The 13,738-nt window shown below is 62.8% G+C and carries 11 protein-coding genes and 1 pseudogene; 9 read left to right on the top strand and 3 right to left on the bottom strand.

Translation table 11 applies throughout. From position 1 onward, the window contains the following. The first annotated feature begins 216 nt into the window (after nucleotides 1-216). The 8 genes from DC347_RS13100 to DC347_RS13065 all read left to right on the top strand — a co-directional run bounded on the left by DC347_RS13100 (nucleotide 217) and on the right by DC347_RS13065 (nucleotide 8,920). A complete protein-coding gene (locus tag DC347_RS13100) occupies nucleotides 217-675 on the top strand; it encodes a hypothetical protein (protein ID WP_109045766.1) in 459 nt (152 codons plus the stop codon). A 7-nt stretch (nucleotides 676-682) separates the two neighbouring features. Next, nucleotides 683-1,792 (top strand): cytochrome b N-terminal domain-containing protein, encoded by a 1,110-nt coding sequence (locus tag DC347_RS13095; protein ID WP_109045765.1) that lies wholly within the window; start codon nucleotides 683-685, stop codon nucleotides 1,790-1,792. Between the two features lie 480 nt (nucleotides 1,793-2,272). After that, nucleotides 2,273-3,133 carry a DMT family transporter gene (locus tag DC347_RS13090; RefSeq protein WP_109045764.1) on the top strand — a complete coding sequence of 287 codons (861 nt, stop codon included), beginning with the start codon at nucleotides 2,273-2,275 and terminating at the stop codon, nucleotides 3,131-3,133. A gap of 98 nt (nucleotides 3,134-3,231) precedes the next feature. After that, nucleotides 3,232-4,899 carry an AarF/ABC1/UbiB kinase family protein gene (locus DC347_RS13085; RefSeq protein ID WP_109045763.1) on the top strand — a complete coding sequence of 556 codons (1,668 nt, stop codon included), beginning with the start codon at nucleotides 3,232-3,234 and terminating at the stop codon, nucleotides 4,897-4,899. Between the two features lie 691 nt (nucleotides 4,900-5,590). Then, a complete protein-coding gene (locus DC347_RS13080; RefSeq protein ID WP_206073933.1) occupies nucleotides 5,591-7,171 on the top strand; it encodes an NUDIX domain-containing protein in 1,581 nt (526 codons plus the stop codon). A 185-nt stretch (nucleotides 7,172-7,356) separates the two neighbouring features. Beyond that, nucleotides 7,357-7,923, top strand: a complete 567-nt coding sequence (locus DC347_RS13075) for a universal stress protein (protein WP_240617789.1) — start codon at nucleotides 7,357-7,359, stop codon at nucleotides 7,921-7,923. A gap of 116 nt (nucleotides 7,924-8,039) precedes the next feature. Beyond that, complete coding sequence (locus DC347_RS13070; protein WP_109045762.1) at nucleotides 8,040-8,375, top strand: PadR family transcriptional regulator; 336 nt, start codon at nucleotides 8,040-8,042, stop codon at nucleotides 8,373-8,375. Then, complete coding sequence (locus DC347_RS13065) at nucleotides 8,360-8,920, top strand: hypothetical protein (protein ID WP_109045761.1); 561 nt, start codon at nucleotides 8,360-8,362, stop codon at nucleotides 8,918-8,920. The genes DC347_RS13070 and DC347_RS13065 overlap by 16 nt, the downstream gene beginning before the upstream one ends. A 215-nt stretch (nucleotides 8,921-9,135) precedes the next feature. Here DC347_RS13065 and istB read toward each other — a convergent pair. The 3 genes and pseudogenes from istB to DC347_RS22180 all read right to left on the bottom strand — a co-directional run bounded on the left by istB (nucleotide 9,136) and on the right by DC347_RS22180 (nucleotide 12,712). Continuing rightward, nucleotides 9,136-9,950: pseudogene (gene istB, locus DC347_RS13060) on the bottom strand (IS21-like element helper ATPase IstB). Next, complete coding sequence (gene istA / locus DC347_RS13055; protein ID WP_109045760.1) at nucleotides 9,947-11,623, bottom strand: IS21 family transposase; 1,677 nt, start codon at nucleotides 11,621-11,623, stop codon at nucleotides 9,947-9,949. Before istA ends, istB begins: the two are co-directional and overlap by 4 nt. A 771-nt stretch (nucleotides 11,624-12,394) precedes the next feature. Then, complete coding sequence (locus tag DC347_RS22180) at nucleotides 12,395-12,712, bottom strand: transposase (RefSeq protein ID WP_109045759.1); 318 nt, start codon at nucleotides 12,710-12,712, stop codon at nucleotides 12,395-12,397. Between the two features lie 240 nt (nucleotides 12,713-12,952). On the opposite strand from DC347_RS22180, the gene DC347_RS13045 reads away from it, so the two are divergent. Then, entirely contained in the window at nucleotides 12,953-13,270 is a 318-nt protein-coding gene (locus tag DC347_RS13045) for a hypothetical protein (protein ID WP_109045758.1), read from the top strand. Nucleotides 13,271-13,738: the final 468 nt, after the last annotated feature.

The following is a 13,738-nucleotide window of genomic DNA, read 5'->3' as shown; positions in this document are numbered from 1 at the left end:
TGCAGGAATCATCCATGTTGGGAGCCATCCATGCGAACGAAACCCGGATCTGGAAGATCCGGCGACCGCGACACCAGACATCCAGTGTCGCGGTCGCTCTTTGCCGCAAGAACATGCGCAGCTGTCCTGCTGGCCTGCTTCTTCCTCGTCGGAGGAGTTCCAGCGGCCCCGCTGGCGTCTGCACATGAGGGAGACCCTTCCTCAGAGGGGTATCTATTGGTTCAACAGGCGCTGGGGCACCTCGTCCACGATCCGGGGAACATCGGGCCCGCCCTGGAGAAAATCGACGCGGCCCTCGCCGCGCCGGACCAGGACGGGGTATCCCGGGCTGAACTCGAGCAGGCCAAGGCCGCCCTCCAGGCGGGAAATTCAACTCAGGGACGTGCCCTTCTGCAGGAGTCCATCACGGTGGCCCTCAGCACTTTGAAGCCCGCGACCGGCGAGGAGACCGGGACAACAGTTCTCCTTGACCCGCTCCCGCCCCGCAGTGGCCTGACCGGAGCGGACTGGGGGATTCTGACTGTCTCCATGCTGGCGATTCTCACGGGACTGGTGCTGGCATACATGTTCCGCCCGGCCGAAAACGTCCAGGAACTCCGGTTGCTGCTTGCCTGGAAGCACAGACGCCAGGATCTGCCACCAAAACATGAGCGGTCACGCCGGAAGGAGCGGTGAATCTGACATGAACGATGAAACGGCACGCCTCGGCGGCCAAACCCCGGCACATGCCCCGCGCCCTGGTCGGTTCCGGCGCCTGATGGATGTGATCGATGAACGCCTCGGCATCGGCGCCCTGGGGTACGGCGTCCCCGAACACGCGAACTCCCTGGCCTGGAGCCTGGGGGGTGTGACAGCAGCAGCCTTCGGAATCCTGCTGCTGAGCGGCATTCTGCTGGTCCAGTTCTACAGCCCCACACCGGAAACGGCTAACCAATCGGTCCGCGGCATCGTCAACGACGTCTGGGGCGGAAGCGTTCTGCGGGGGCTGCACTTTTGGGCCTCCCAAGCAATGTATGTCACCGCGGCCCTGCACCTGATCAGGGTCTTCGTTACAGGCTCATTCAAACGCCCGCGCGAAGGAAACTGGCTTATCGGCGTCGCACTTTTCGCACTGATAACCCTCGCCCTGTTCACAGGAACGGTCCTGAAGTGGGACCAAGAGGGCTTTGAAGCGCTGGGCCACAACGTTGAGATCGGGAATCTGCTCGGCGGGGCAGGGTTCTGGTTTTCCGCCGAGTTCGCTAATCAAGTCTCAATCCTCGTGCGGATCTACGGCGCGCACGTGGTGATCCTTCCAGGGACCATCCTCGTCCTCATGACTCTGCACGGGCTTCTGGTAAAACGCCACAAAATCTCTCCGCACCCTTCCCTGCCGGCCGATGTCTCAGGGGAACAGGCCGCGGCTGCGGAACCGACCGAACCCTTCACCCATCACCTGCGCCGCATCGGCGCGTTCGGTCTGGTGCTGGCCGGCGTGCTTGGGATCCTGGCGGTTTTCCTTCCACCTCCGGTGGGTGCGACACCGGTCGCCGGAATCGAAGTGACCAGGCCTCCGTGGAATTTTTGGTGGCTCTACACACTGGAGGACTGGTTCGGTCTGCCCGCCATCCTTTTTGCTGAGATCGCGTTTTTCCTCTTCCTGGCCGCGGTTCCCTTTGTGGACCGGAGCCGGTACCGGCTGTGGCGACGGCGCCCCGTTTCGATCGCCGCCGGTCTTGTGCTGTTGCTGAGCATCCTGACGCTCACGCTTCTCATATTGTTCCTTCCGGTCAAAGAACATCTGGGGGCATGAGCATGCGCACGCCACCAACACTTCCTCTCGCGGGCCGGCGGGCACGGCGGGCATTTTGGATGCTGGTCACTGCCGCAGTTTTGTCGGCAGGTTCATTAACGGGCGCTCTCGCTGCGGCCCCTGCCCCTGCCACTGGCTTATGGACGGCCGCCAGCGGAACCATCCTGGCCGTCTCGCTGAGCCTCGCTGTGCGTATTCTCAACTTCCAGGACCGGGCACGCGGTGCACCGGATCAGCGGCCCGAGAGGCTTTCTCCCGGCGCCGTTCAGGACAACTCATGAGCGCTGGCCGCCTCGTCGAACCAACAGCCCTGACCACTTCGCCGGATCTGCCTAATAAACAAGAAGAGGCCAAGCCGATGGCTGTGCCGGCCGAAAGACTCTCCGGTGTCCCGCCGATGAAGGAGCTGCTGTGCGCATACCCCCGACAGTAGTAAGTGCCGGACAGGTCGGAGACCTCCGGCGGCCCAACCCCATACGGATGCTGTGGATTACCTTTGCCTGGGGCTCGTGCTTTCTGGCGATCAGTATCGGTCTGAAGGACGCCCCGCTCCTGTGGTTTGCCGCGTTGCGTGCGCTCATAGCCGGCGCAGTGCTTCTCGCAGTTGCGGTATTCCGGCGGGAACCGACGCCGCGCGGGGCACGGACCTGGGCCCTGATAGCCGTGATGGGAATTGTCAATGTCACCCTGGCTTTCAGTGCCATGTTCGGCGGTCTGGCCGGTCTATCCACTGGAGCCGCCTCCGTCCTGGCCAATGCACAGCCCTTGCTCATAGTGCTTCCGGCCTGGTGGATATACAAGGAGCGCGTGTCGGCGCGAACGCTGGCAGCAATGGGGACAGGCTTCGCCGGGCTACTGGCAGTTGCCCTGCCCAGCGGGACCGGCACCGGTGCGTGGCTGTCAATCACGGCGGCTCTTGCGGTCACCGCAGGGACGTTGATTTCGAGGCAGGTGAAAGCCGATGTCCTGCAGGTGATTGCCTGGCATTTCCTGATCGGTGGCGCAATTCTTGCCGTCATCGCCGTGCTGACAGAGGGGGCGCCGGTCATCAACTGGGGTGTGCGCTTCATCGGCATTATCCTGTACGTTTCCCTCGTGGGTACCGCTGCGGCCTTTCTCGGCTGGTTCACAGAAGTCCGGCAGTGCCGCCTGGACGCGGTCACGGCATGGACCTTCCTGGTTCCGGTCTTCGGCATCCTGTTGTCCATGGTTGTGTTGGGTGAACGCCAAAGCAGTTGGAGCTTGGCGGGCATGGTCCTGGTTATCGTGTCCATGGTTGTCCTTGTGCTGCCGCGAAGACAGCCCGCCCCGCAAAGGCCTGAAAACGTCCGGAGACAGTAGACCACGGCACGCTGCATGGACGGGCAAGGCGTGCAGGAACGCGCGGGACGGCCTTCCACTTCGAAGACTCCCAGATCACGCAGAAATCAGAACGGACAATGACACCGAACATACGTATGCACCGCTATCAGGAAATCAGCGAGGTCCTGGCCCGGCACGGGCTGGGATTCCTCGTGGGCATCACCGGACTCGAGCGGTGGGTCCCGTTCCACCTGGGGCTCATAGGCCATGAACGAAGAGCCGAGCCCTACACGAATCCGGAGCACTTGCGGTTGGCCTTCGAGGATTTGGGACCGACGTTCATCAAGCTCGGCCAACTCCTCTCCACCCGCCCTGACCTCTTGCCGCCTCAGTATCAGTCGGAGCTGGCCAAACTCCAGGACGGCGCCCCGCCCGTGCCAGGCCCAACGATCCGTCAGCTTATCCGCGACGAGCTCGGGGCCGAGCCGGAAGAGGTGTTTGCGGACTTCACCCTCGAACCCTTGGCGAGTGCGTCTATCGGCCAAGCCCATGCAGCAACTCTTCACGACGGAACACCCGTCGTGGTAAAAGTCCGGCGGCCCGACGTCATTCCCATGATCGAGGCGGACCTGGATATTCTGCAGAACCTCGCGGTCCAGATCAGCCGCCGGTGGGAAGCGGCGGCTGACTACAATCTCCCCGGCATAGCCGCGGAGTTTGCACAGACTCTGAGGGCAGAACTCGACTATCTGCAGGAAGGGCGGAATGCGGAGCGATTCGCCCACAACTTTGCCGCCGATCCCGAAGTTCACATTCCGCGCGTTTTTTGGGAGACAACTACATCCCGGGTGCTGACGCTGGAGCGGATCGTGGGGATGAAAGTCAATGATCTCGCGGCCCTGGACCGCGCAGGGATCGACCGTGCTGCGCTGGCTGTCCGGTCCGCGGGCACAGCAGTCAAAATGGTCTTCGAAGACGGGTTTTTCCATGCCGATCCGCATCCAGGCAACCTGTTCATCGAACCCGGCGGCCGCATAGGTCTCATCGACTTCGGCATGGTCGGCGAGGTGAACGACAAGCTGCGCGACCAACTCGGTGTCCTGCTGACTGCATTGGTCCGAAGCGACCCGGCCCGTGTCGGCTCCGCTTTGCTGAACCTTTCCGTAACCCGACAGCCCGTGGACCGAAGCCGGCTGCGCTCGGACGTCACCCGGTTTATTGCCCTCTACGAAGGCCGCCAACTACGTCAGATCGAAATCGGTCGGCTGATCACCCAAGCGGTCGCGCTGATGCGCAACTATCACCTGCAGATGCCTCAGGAACTGGCGAAGCTCCTGAAGATGATGATCATGGCTGAAGGCATCGGAGTTGAACTGGATCCCGGCTTTAATCTGAGCGTGGTACTTGCCCCGTACGCGAGAAAGATGATGTTCGCCCGCTTCGCGCCGCAGGCGTTGGCCGCGCGGATAGCCGCAGCCGGTGCTGACGCAGCGGAACTGGCCGCGGACCTGCCGGAATTACTTCGTCGCGTCGTGGATACCCTTGACACAGGAGGCATGGAAGTCCATTTACGGGCCGCGGAGCTCGAACCCCTGGTCGGGCGGATGGAACGCATCGGCAACCGCCTGGTAGCAGGCATGATTGCTGCGGCGCTGATCGGAGGTGTCGGGGCTCTGACGGCGGGGGATAAGGAACGTTGGGGCAGTTGGGAGAGACCACTAATGCGCGCCGGGCTGGGCGCTGGCGGTGCGCTTGGCGCTTATCTGGTCTGGACTTCACGGGGTGCGGGGGGATCACCTCGATGAGGAGTCAAGATTCCGGCCGCCAGACCGGATCCTGCTGCGCATCCATACTCCTGGCGGGCTCGGCCCGAATGCCTCCACCGCCAATCCATGCCTGTCAGTCTCAGCGACATGAAACTGCAACAGCGAAGGATGCATCGTGAAGGATCGAGGCTGGGATGGGGAAGCGAAGGACACCGGAAGAATCGCCCTCGTGACGGAGAGCGCTCCCGGGGCGGCCAAGGTCCAAGGGAGGACTACGTCTGCAACCATGACGGATTGTGCCGCCTGCGTTGCCCGGCCATCGTCGCTACCACAACGGGTGGCGTCCATCCAGGCAGCCATCGCCGCCGAGAGAGAGCCACTGGTCGTCCTCACACATCTGCTGCAGCTGTGCCGGGACGAGCATCCCATACTGCAGGAGCGGATCCAGGATGCCGGCTGCCGCGCTAAGGCCGATCTGATCACAGCCGGCGTCAGGGCCCTGATGCCCACCACATCAACCGAATCCGAGCTGCGCCCTCAGGTTGCCGCTGCCCTGGCGGCGGCGCTGACCGCAGACGAGGGCCTGCCCGCCGTCGTTGTCGCACGGCTACTGGCCGAACTCCTGGATGAACAGTACTGCCATAGCTTCCGCGAATCCTTCCGCCGACGGAGCCCCTACCAGCCAGGCGTTGGTGATCCCATCCCCCTGGACAGTCCAGACCTCCGACATGTGACCGCGCTGACCGCCACCTCCCCGCCGTGGCGGCTGGCCAACCGTCTGGATGAAACCCGTCATGTCCGGCTTGCCGGAGAATGGGCCACACAGTTCCAGGTCATCTTCGACTACAGTCTCGCCCGCGAGCTCAGCGGGATCCTTGGTCCCGACACCATCGTGGCAACCTGCCATCCCAACCGCACTCTGGCTGAGTTCCACTTCCCGGCGGACGCCAGCGGGCGGACCTTCCCGATCCGCCCGAAAGATGAAGACAAACAGCATCAGGAGATAGACCGGCTGGTCCATGCAGCAGTCGCAAACGGCGCGAGCATTGTTGTCCTGCCCGAGCTGTGCGTTACCGAGTCCCTAGCCGCCCGGCTGCAGAGCTGGACCTGCCGGACCGGCGGCCCCAGGATGCTGGTCGCAGGCAGCTACCATCACGACGACGAGCACGACGGGTCGCCGCGGCGGCGTAACACGGCCACCGCCTACCTCCGCGGCGTGCCTGCCCCGTTGACCCAGGACAAGCACTCCCCGGCCGACCGGCCGGTCAACGAAGATATCCAACCCCAAGGCTGGCCGCAGCTACGGGTCCATGTCAGTGACGATGGATGGCATCTGGTACTGGCAATCTGTCGGGACCTGCTCAATCCCCACGCCGTGCACGCTCTGGCCGAGTCGGGCGCGAACCTCCTGCTGGTACCGGCGATGAGCGATACCCTCGTTGCCTTTGGCGGCCCGGTGGCGAACCTTGTAGGATCCGGCCAGGCCTTCGTGGCGGTAGCAAACAACCCAGCAGATTTCTCCGAACCAACCGACCTGACGGTCCACCGTCCTGCCCGGGCGCTGTTCGGTCATCCGGGTTTTGGGCAGTTGACCCGGCTGATGCAACCGGCCAACTCCGCTCCCGGAGTGGGGCTGCTGCGCGTCCAAACCGGACAACTTCAATGGCTCGACTCCGACGCCGACGCCGACCGGACAAGGCCGAGCCACGGCCCGTCCGTGCGGCCGCCATGGGCCGACACGTTGGCCCGGCTGACCGGACATGATCGTCCAGAACCGAACTGCCAGCCAAACCCGGTCACACTTAACCAGGCTGCAGTGCTTGTGCTTCTCACAGACAGCCCGCACGGCCCGTCCGTGCTCCTCACTGAACGGGCATCCGATCTAACCAACTACCCGGGACAGCTGGTCTTCCCGGGCGGCGCTGCCGAACCCGGCGACCACGGTCCGGCCGCTACGGCGCTCCGCGAGGCCCGTGAGGAAACCGCATTGGACCCGGGCAGTGTGCACGTCCTGGGCGTTCTCCCCGCGATCGCCCTTTTCGAAAGCGGGTTCCTGCTGACGCCCGTCATCGCATGGTCTGCGGGGCCGGTCTTCACCGGTACGGTCAACATAGCCGAGGTCAGCCGTATCACCACAATTCCGTTGTACCAGCGGAAAGGCACTGGACAACAGAGACAGGACCCTACGCAGGAGGAAGAAACCGCGGTGGAACGCGAGCCGTCGACGATGGGAGCGGGCACGAGCGCGATACTTGACATGCTCAGAGGCATGCTTTGGGGCCCGATGAGCGCCGGGACAACGGGGCACTGACAGGGCCGACGAAGCACTCGCCGATAACGCCGGTCATGCTTCAGTCCGCGGCACGGAAGAGGCTGGCCCTGACCGGGAAACCCCTCACAGCGCCCGTCACAGGGAGCCTGGCCTGCGGCCTGGCATCTTTCCTTAACTGCAATTTTCATCAGGTACCTTGCCGCTGAAGCCTGTATGGGAGACTGATGGCAACCAGTCAGGTGGGACCTCAACGGACGGCGGAGATCATGGGCGACGGAGAGGGATTCAGGATCGTGGTCGGGGTGGACGGCTCTGCGGAATCACGGTTCGCTGTCGAATGGGCCGTCACCGAGGCCCGTCTCCGCCACGGACAGGTACGGGCAGTAACCGCTTGGGAGTATCCTCCCGAGGCGGCCGGTATGGAAGCGATGATCTGGGATAGCAACATTTTCGAGCCGACCGCCCGGGGAATGCAGACGGACACATTGAAGGGGGCAGACACCGAAGGTGTCGACGTCACCGGTGACGTCGTCCAAGGGCCCACAGTCACCGTCCTTATAAATGCTTCTATGGACGCCGACCTGCTGGTCGTTGGTTCCCGAGGGCACGGAGGATTCACCGGGCTGCTGCTCGGATCCGTGTCCACGCAGGTACTCCACCACGCCGCCTGTCCCGTGCTCGTAGTCAGGACCAGGCCCAGAGTGACTATGTCAATCCTTCTTGGCCCCGGGCAGACGGATATATCTGGCCCCACCAGCGGTTGTTGGAGCTTTATCCGCAAAGAGCGGTAACTCCAGGACCTGCAATGTGACAGTCAAAACCCAAGCCGCAATTGCAGTAGACGTTCTCTGAAGGACGAGAGCTTGGTGAGACTTGACATCTAAATCTATATAGCTAGATTTCTTCTATGGACAACTTGGGACGCGTTACGCCGGCAACAGCGCTGGTCCTTGAAGTTCTGCTTTCGGTCGAGAAGGTCTGGGGACTCCAGATCATCAAAGACGTGGGCAAGAAGCCCGGCACTGTCTATCCGATCCTCGACCGGCTTGAGGCGGCGGGTTGGGTCCAGGGTGAATGGGATTCAACGGAGGAGCGCAAGGGACCGCGCAGGCGCTACTACCGCTTGGTCGCGGAGGCCCGCCCATTGGCGAACGAGTACGTCAATGCGCAACGGGCAAAGGTTTCGCCGCCTGCATCGCGACCGTCGCCGGCTATGAAGGAGGGCCAGTGGTGCGTGACGTGAGGCAAACCGAGACCCTCCTGGCCCTATGCGTATTGCTGACGCCTCGGCATCTCCGGGCTGTTCGAGAGGAGCAGTGGAGAGCCGATCTGCGGGACGGACCGCGGCTGGGTATCTCGCAACCATCTCTGATCTTTGGGGCGGTCTGTTCATCCATTACTGCCAGGTTTTACGAATTGCTGTACCGCTGCAGCATGCTGCTGTCGCGTTTCACAAAGGGGGAAAATATGAAGCTGGTACTAGGCATGGTCGGCGCGGCCGTGGTTCTCATGGGCGGTGCGGTCGCCGGGATTCAGGCGAGTACGAAAGCGGAACCGGCGGCAGCGCCTTCGAGCATGGCGGACACAAGTCATCCTGAGTGCTATGACGCCGCAAAGATGAATGACCCTAACGATTTCTGCTATCAGACCATCGGGCCCTGGAACAGCAGGCTTCTCACTGTCGATGAAGTCCGTACGGCCGTAAGCCTGGAACAGATGATCAGCGCAGGCAGGCCTGCTGAGGAAATCCGCCGCTACTACCCGGAATATCAGCCAACCGCCAAGTAGGCCCTACATTCAGAGCTACCTGGCCGAGTTGAAGGCGTTGAAGCCAATGGTTCCTTGCAGCCATTTGCGTCCGTGGATGCCTATCAGACGCGGGATTGTTGCGTTGAAAGTTGGCACTAAGAGCTTGAGTCCAACCTCAAAGTTTTGAAGCCGCCTCTGCTGTCGTTGGGCAGGACCCTGGTCCTGAATGTGCGATGGTTTGCTTGGCCCCCACGCTAGCCTGTGGCTTGTTGGGCGATCGTGTGGGCGAGGCGGTATGAGTCGGTGCCGGTTTCGATTATGGCGCCGTTGAAGGTCAGCCGGTCAACGATCGCGGCACATAAGCGAGGATCTGTGAAGGTTTTGGTCCAGCCGGAGAACGATTCGTTTGAGGCGATGGCGATGGAGTTTTTCTTTCCCGTTCGGTCAGGACCTGGAACAGGAGTTCTGCTCCTCGGCGGGGTTCCATGTAGCCAAGCTCATCGATGCACAGCAGGTCCACGCGCCCGTAGCGGGCGATGGTCTTTGCCAAGACTTTCTCATCGGCAGCTTCGACGAGTTCGTTTACGAGCCGGGTGGCGAGGGTGTATTTGACCCTGTAGCCCGTCTCGGCGGCGGCAGTGCCGAGTCCGATGAGCAGGTGGGATTTGCCGGTTCCGGAGTCTCCGATGAGGCAAAGGGGTTGTCCTTTGCGGATCCATTCCCCGGTGGCCAGGGTGTGGATGGTGGCGGGGTTGATGTTCGGGTTTGCATCGAAATCGAAGTCCCCGAGCCATTTGTCCCGGGGAAAGTTTGCGGCTTTCACGCGGCGGATCGAGGAGCGCCGGTCCCTGTCGTCGCACTCGGCCAGCAACAGCTCGGCCAGGAAGCCCTGGTAGGAGAGTTGTTCCTTCCCGGCGACGGTCAGGGCTTCGTCGAGGGCCGCGCGGATGGTGGGCAGGCGAAGCCGACGGCAGGCCTGGTCCACGGCGGCGACCGCTGCCTGCTCGGTCAGGCCGCGCCTCCGGCGCAGGGTCGGGGTGATGGTGGTGGCCGGTGCGGTGGGGCTCATGAGATGTTCTCCTTCGACGCGGTTCCTGCAGGGTGTTCGGAACGTTTGGCCAGCAGCTCGTCATAGGCATTGACCGAGGGCAGGGGCCGGCTGTCAGGCGGGAGCCCGGCAATGACGGCGGCGGGGTCCATGAGTCGGCGCTGGGTGAGACTGACAACCCGTTGCACTTTCTCTTCAGCATGAGCACCGGAATGACGGTCGGAACTGGCCCCACCCCGGAAAGAGATCGTGGCGTGTCTGCGGGCTTCGACCGCGACGACGTCGGCGCTGACCGCGCCCACTACCAGCGCCGCGGTGATCCCTGCATGGATGTCTCCGGCATCCATGGACCGGTGGAGGAGCAGGACGTCGATCAGTTCGCGGGTCCCGTCGGCGTCACCGTTGACCCGGCGGGAGGCGGCCCAGAAGGCTTCGTGGGCGGACGTGAACGCCCCGGACTCCCGTGCCCGGGCCAACGCGGTGGAGCCAGGCAAAGCGCCGGGCTTGGTCTTGAGGACCTCCAGGTAATGGTCCAGCTGGACCGACTGCGCGCCTTTGGCAACGATCCGCTGATGCCTGGCCGCCACCGCGCGGCCGTCGAACACTACAAGCTCCGATGCCCGCAGCGAGACCCGGACTCTTCTGCCAATGAACCGCGCCGGAACGGAGTACTTCACCATCCGCACCGTGATCATCGAGGACCTATCAACTCGAGGGGTCAGCACCAGACCCGGATCAAACTCATCCGCCGGCAACGGGGCCAGGAACGGCCGTTCAATCTCGAAGTCCTGACCGATGGTGCGGATCCTGTCATTGATGCGCCGCCCGTCGTCCTGAGCTTCCCATTCGCGAATGCGGTCGTTGAGCTCGTCCAGGGATTGAGCGACAGGCATAGGCGAGAGTCTGTTGCGCCGAAACCAGCCAACCTCTCCTTCAACCCCGCCCTTTTCATGAGCCCTTGCGATACCAGGCTGGCAATAATAGGGATCGAAGCCGTAGAACGAACGGAACAACACCCACCGCTCGTTCTCCCGACGCTGCCGGCCCTGCCCGAACACCACCGCCGTGACCGCGCTGGTGAGATTGTCATAGCGGATGTGTTTGGTCGGGATGCCACCAAGAACGTTGAAGGCCTCGATGTGGCCCTCGAGAAAGGCTTCCTGGGCCTGAGTCGGGTAGATCCGGTGGATGGCCCTGCCCGAATGCGATAGCCGGAAGATGAACATGTGACACTTCGTCTTCACACCGTTCAGCACGACATAGACCTCGCCGAAGTCCACCTCGGCCTCCGCGCCGGGAGCATGTTCCTGAGGGACGAACACCTCGACGCGGCGGCCGGCCTCCACATCAATCTGGGCCCGCCGGACCCTTACGTAATCACGCACTGTGGAATACGAGAGCTCCTGGGCACTTTGCTCTTCGATGAGCCGGGCCAAAATGCGGCGGGCGGTATGACGCTGCTTCCGCGGCGCCGTCATATCCTCGATCAGCATCGCATCGATCGCGCCCTTGAACGGTTCCAGCCTCCAGGACACCCCTTGTCTCTGTTTGCGCTCCGGAGGGGCGGCCGATTCCAGTGCCTGCCTCACCGTTCGTCGATGAACTCCGTACCGGGCTGCCCATGCACGAACCGACAGGCCCTCAACCCGGGCGTCCCTTCGGATCCGCGCGAACAACTCCACTCTCGACTCCATCCAGACCAACCTTCCGCCGCATCCATCCACTGATGAATCCAACGTTGAAGGTGGGGCCACAAATAACCGTCACAAGGTGCCCGGCGAGTCACGAAGTGGGGCCAGATATACCCGTCCTACCGGGGCCATCCAAACCTGTCACAGCCACCCAGAGCGCACGGAGATGGATAGGTCTTCGGACAGCGGAGGCACAGCGGGTGATCCGGCGTCCTGCGGATGCCCCGATGAAGCCATCACACTGGCAGCATCGCGACGGTAAGCGTCGTGGTCTTGGGCGCCGGTCCATCGCAAAGAAGTAGCTGCTGGCGAGTTTGGTTGGGAAGATTCAGCTGAATCGATGGCTGACAGAGCCGAGGTTCGATGGCAGAGACCACATTCGGGCACGGATCGGCAGGAGGCATCTTCAAGGTCGGCCGTCGGTTCCTGTATATGATCACTACGAGTGAGCCTTTGGCCCACCGCCAGGGCACACTAGCACCGACCGCTAGGAGCGGGAACGTCGTCCCGATAGTCGCATGACTGAGGGTTATTTTTTGGGGGCAGTTGAAGTGATGTTCGGGGAAGGGTTGTTCGCCAACGGCCGGCCTGATGGCTGTGACAGGGTGGGAATCAAGCGGTCGTCGCAACACATCGACGGTAAGAAAAGCTGGTGCCCCGATGCAGTGCGGCGCCGTGGGTCCGGTCTCGAGGCCCCGGCCTCAGATGTGCATGTCGTACTCCGGCTCTCTGAGACTCCCACTCTCCAGAACATCTCGTCCGTATGTCCGCGAGTCAGACCTCCATCGCGTGCCAGAGGCCGCTGTCCGGATTGACTTGGATCTCCTGGTCCCTGCGGCCGCAGAAGAGCGCGTGCCGCGAGTCCCATAGGGTGGTGGCCTTCCCACCAGGCGCTTCGAGGAGGCTTCGTGTGACGTAGCGGGTGAAGTGGCCGAAGCCCGGAGCGATACCGCGTAGGTGCTCGTGACGACCGTTGATCGCTTCGACCGGACCGTTCGATGCGCCTCCACGCTTGTAGAACGCCGGCACCTGAGCCCGTCCGGGCCACAGCGTCCCGCCCAGCCGGGCAAGCTCTTCAAGCCCTTCCGGCAGGCCCTGCGCAACTGCTCATTCACTTTCTGCATGCCACGCTTGCTGGTCCGCCCTTCGGTATGCTGAAAGGCGTCGATGGCGTCCTGGTACCCCAGGTAAGTGACGTCCAAAGCAATGTGCTCATCGTGGTCGGCCCGCTGGCGTTCCAGCCAGGCGTAGCCCGGCCGGGGGCATCCTGACGGTCTCAGATCGAGAGCCGTCACAGCCGAGTGACAGTTCCAGAACCAAGGAGAAGCATCCATGAACAAGAACGAGCTGGCCCAGTTGGGCCTCGACACGGATGGCCTTACGCCGGACGCCGACTACGTCCCGAACCCCTTCACCGCCGATGACGGTGTGCACGTCGACCTCGTGTACCGCGCGTACCTGCAGCTCGAGCAGATCAACGCGCTGGGCGGTATCAGCCTGCTCGGCGGCTCGCGCGAGCGGCTGGAGGACATCTATGGCGGACTTGAGGACGGCATGGACCTGATGACGGCCGTGGCGCGCTTTGGCGACGATGAGCAGCAGCATCGCGCCCGACAGCTCATCGCGGCAGGGAAGATCAGCGGCTCCTGACAGGCCTCGACGGAACCCCGACAGCCCAGGCTGTCGGGGTTCTTTCTTTTCGTCATGCAGACCGAGCTGGCGAGAACCCGGGTTTGCCGGGGCCCGGCATGCGTCGCGCGGACATCAACTGAACCAGGCTAGCCCCAATCTTCCCCTGGGCAGGGACCGCGGGAACCTCAGCATTTGGTTCCATAGCCGCTCATTATCCGTCCATGCCCGGCTGCTGTCTCTTGGCAGATCCATGCGCCTAAACAATCAGAAGTCCGACCCTGGTGTTCATGTGGTGTTCGCACCGTTCTGCCTGATATCGCAAGGATCGCAGCACGGTCCGCTCACACCGTTATTTGCATTCCTCCGGGAGCAGGCAAGACTATTCACGATCAGTGTGTGGCGACGAACTTCACCACCATCGATGCTGCGGCGTGGTGATCAAGTCGACCGGGGCGCATGCCGACCTGTCAATGGCCATTAGTTTCT

The sequence above is a fragment of the Pseudarthrobacter sp. AG30 genome (genome assembly GCF_003116525.1).
In the GTDB taxonomy this organism is placed as follows: domain Bacteria; phylum Actinomycetota; class Actinomycetes; order Actinomycetales; family Micrococcaceae; genus Arthrobacter.
This window is presented reverse-complemented; position numbering and strand designations above follow the sequence as displayed.

Coding starts and splice junctions, on each gene's coding strand:
- DC347_RS13085 (WP_109045763.1), top strand. CDS start 3,232: ATGACACCGAACATACGTATGCACCGCTATCAGGAAATCAGCGAGGTC.
- DC347_RS13090 (WP_109045764.1), top strand. CDS start 2,273: ATGCTGTGGATTACCTTTGCCTGGGGCTCGTGCTTTCTGGCGATCAGT.
- DC347_RS13070 (WP_109045762.1), top strand. CDS start 8,040: ATGGACAACTTGGGACGCGTTACGCCGGCAACAGCGCTGGTCCTTGAA.
- DC347_RS13095 (WP_109045765.1), top strand. CDS start 683: ATGAACGATGAAACGGCACGCCTCGGCGGCCAAACCCCGGCACATGCC.
- DC347_RS13045 (WP_109045758.1), top strand. CDS start 12,953: ATGAACAAGAACGAGCTGGCCCAGTTGGGCCTCGACACGGATGGCCTT.
- DC347_RS13075 (WP_240617789.1), top strand. CDS start 7,357: ATGGCAACCAGTCAGGTGGGACCTCAACGGACGGCGGAGATCATGGGC.
- istA (WP_109045760.1), bottom strand. CDS start 11,623: ATGGAGTCGAGAGTGGAGTTGTTCGCGCGGATCCGAAGGGACGCCCGG.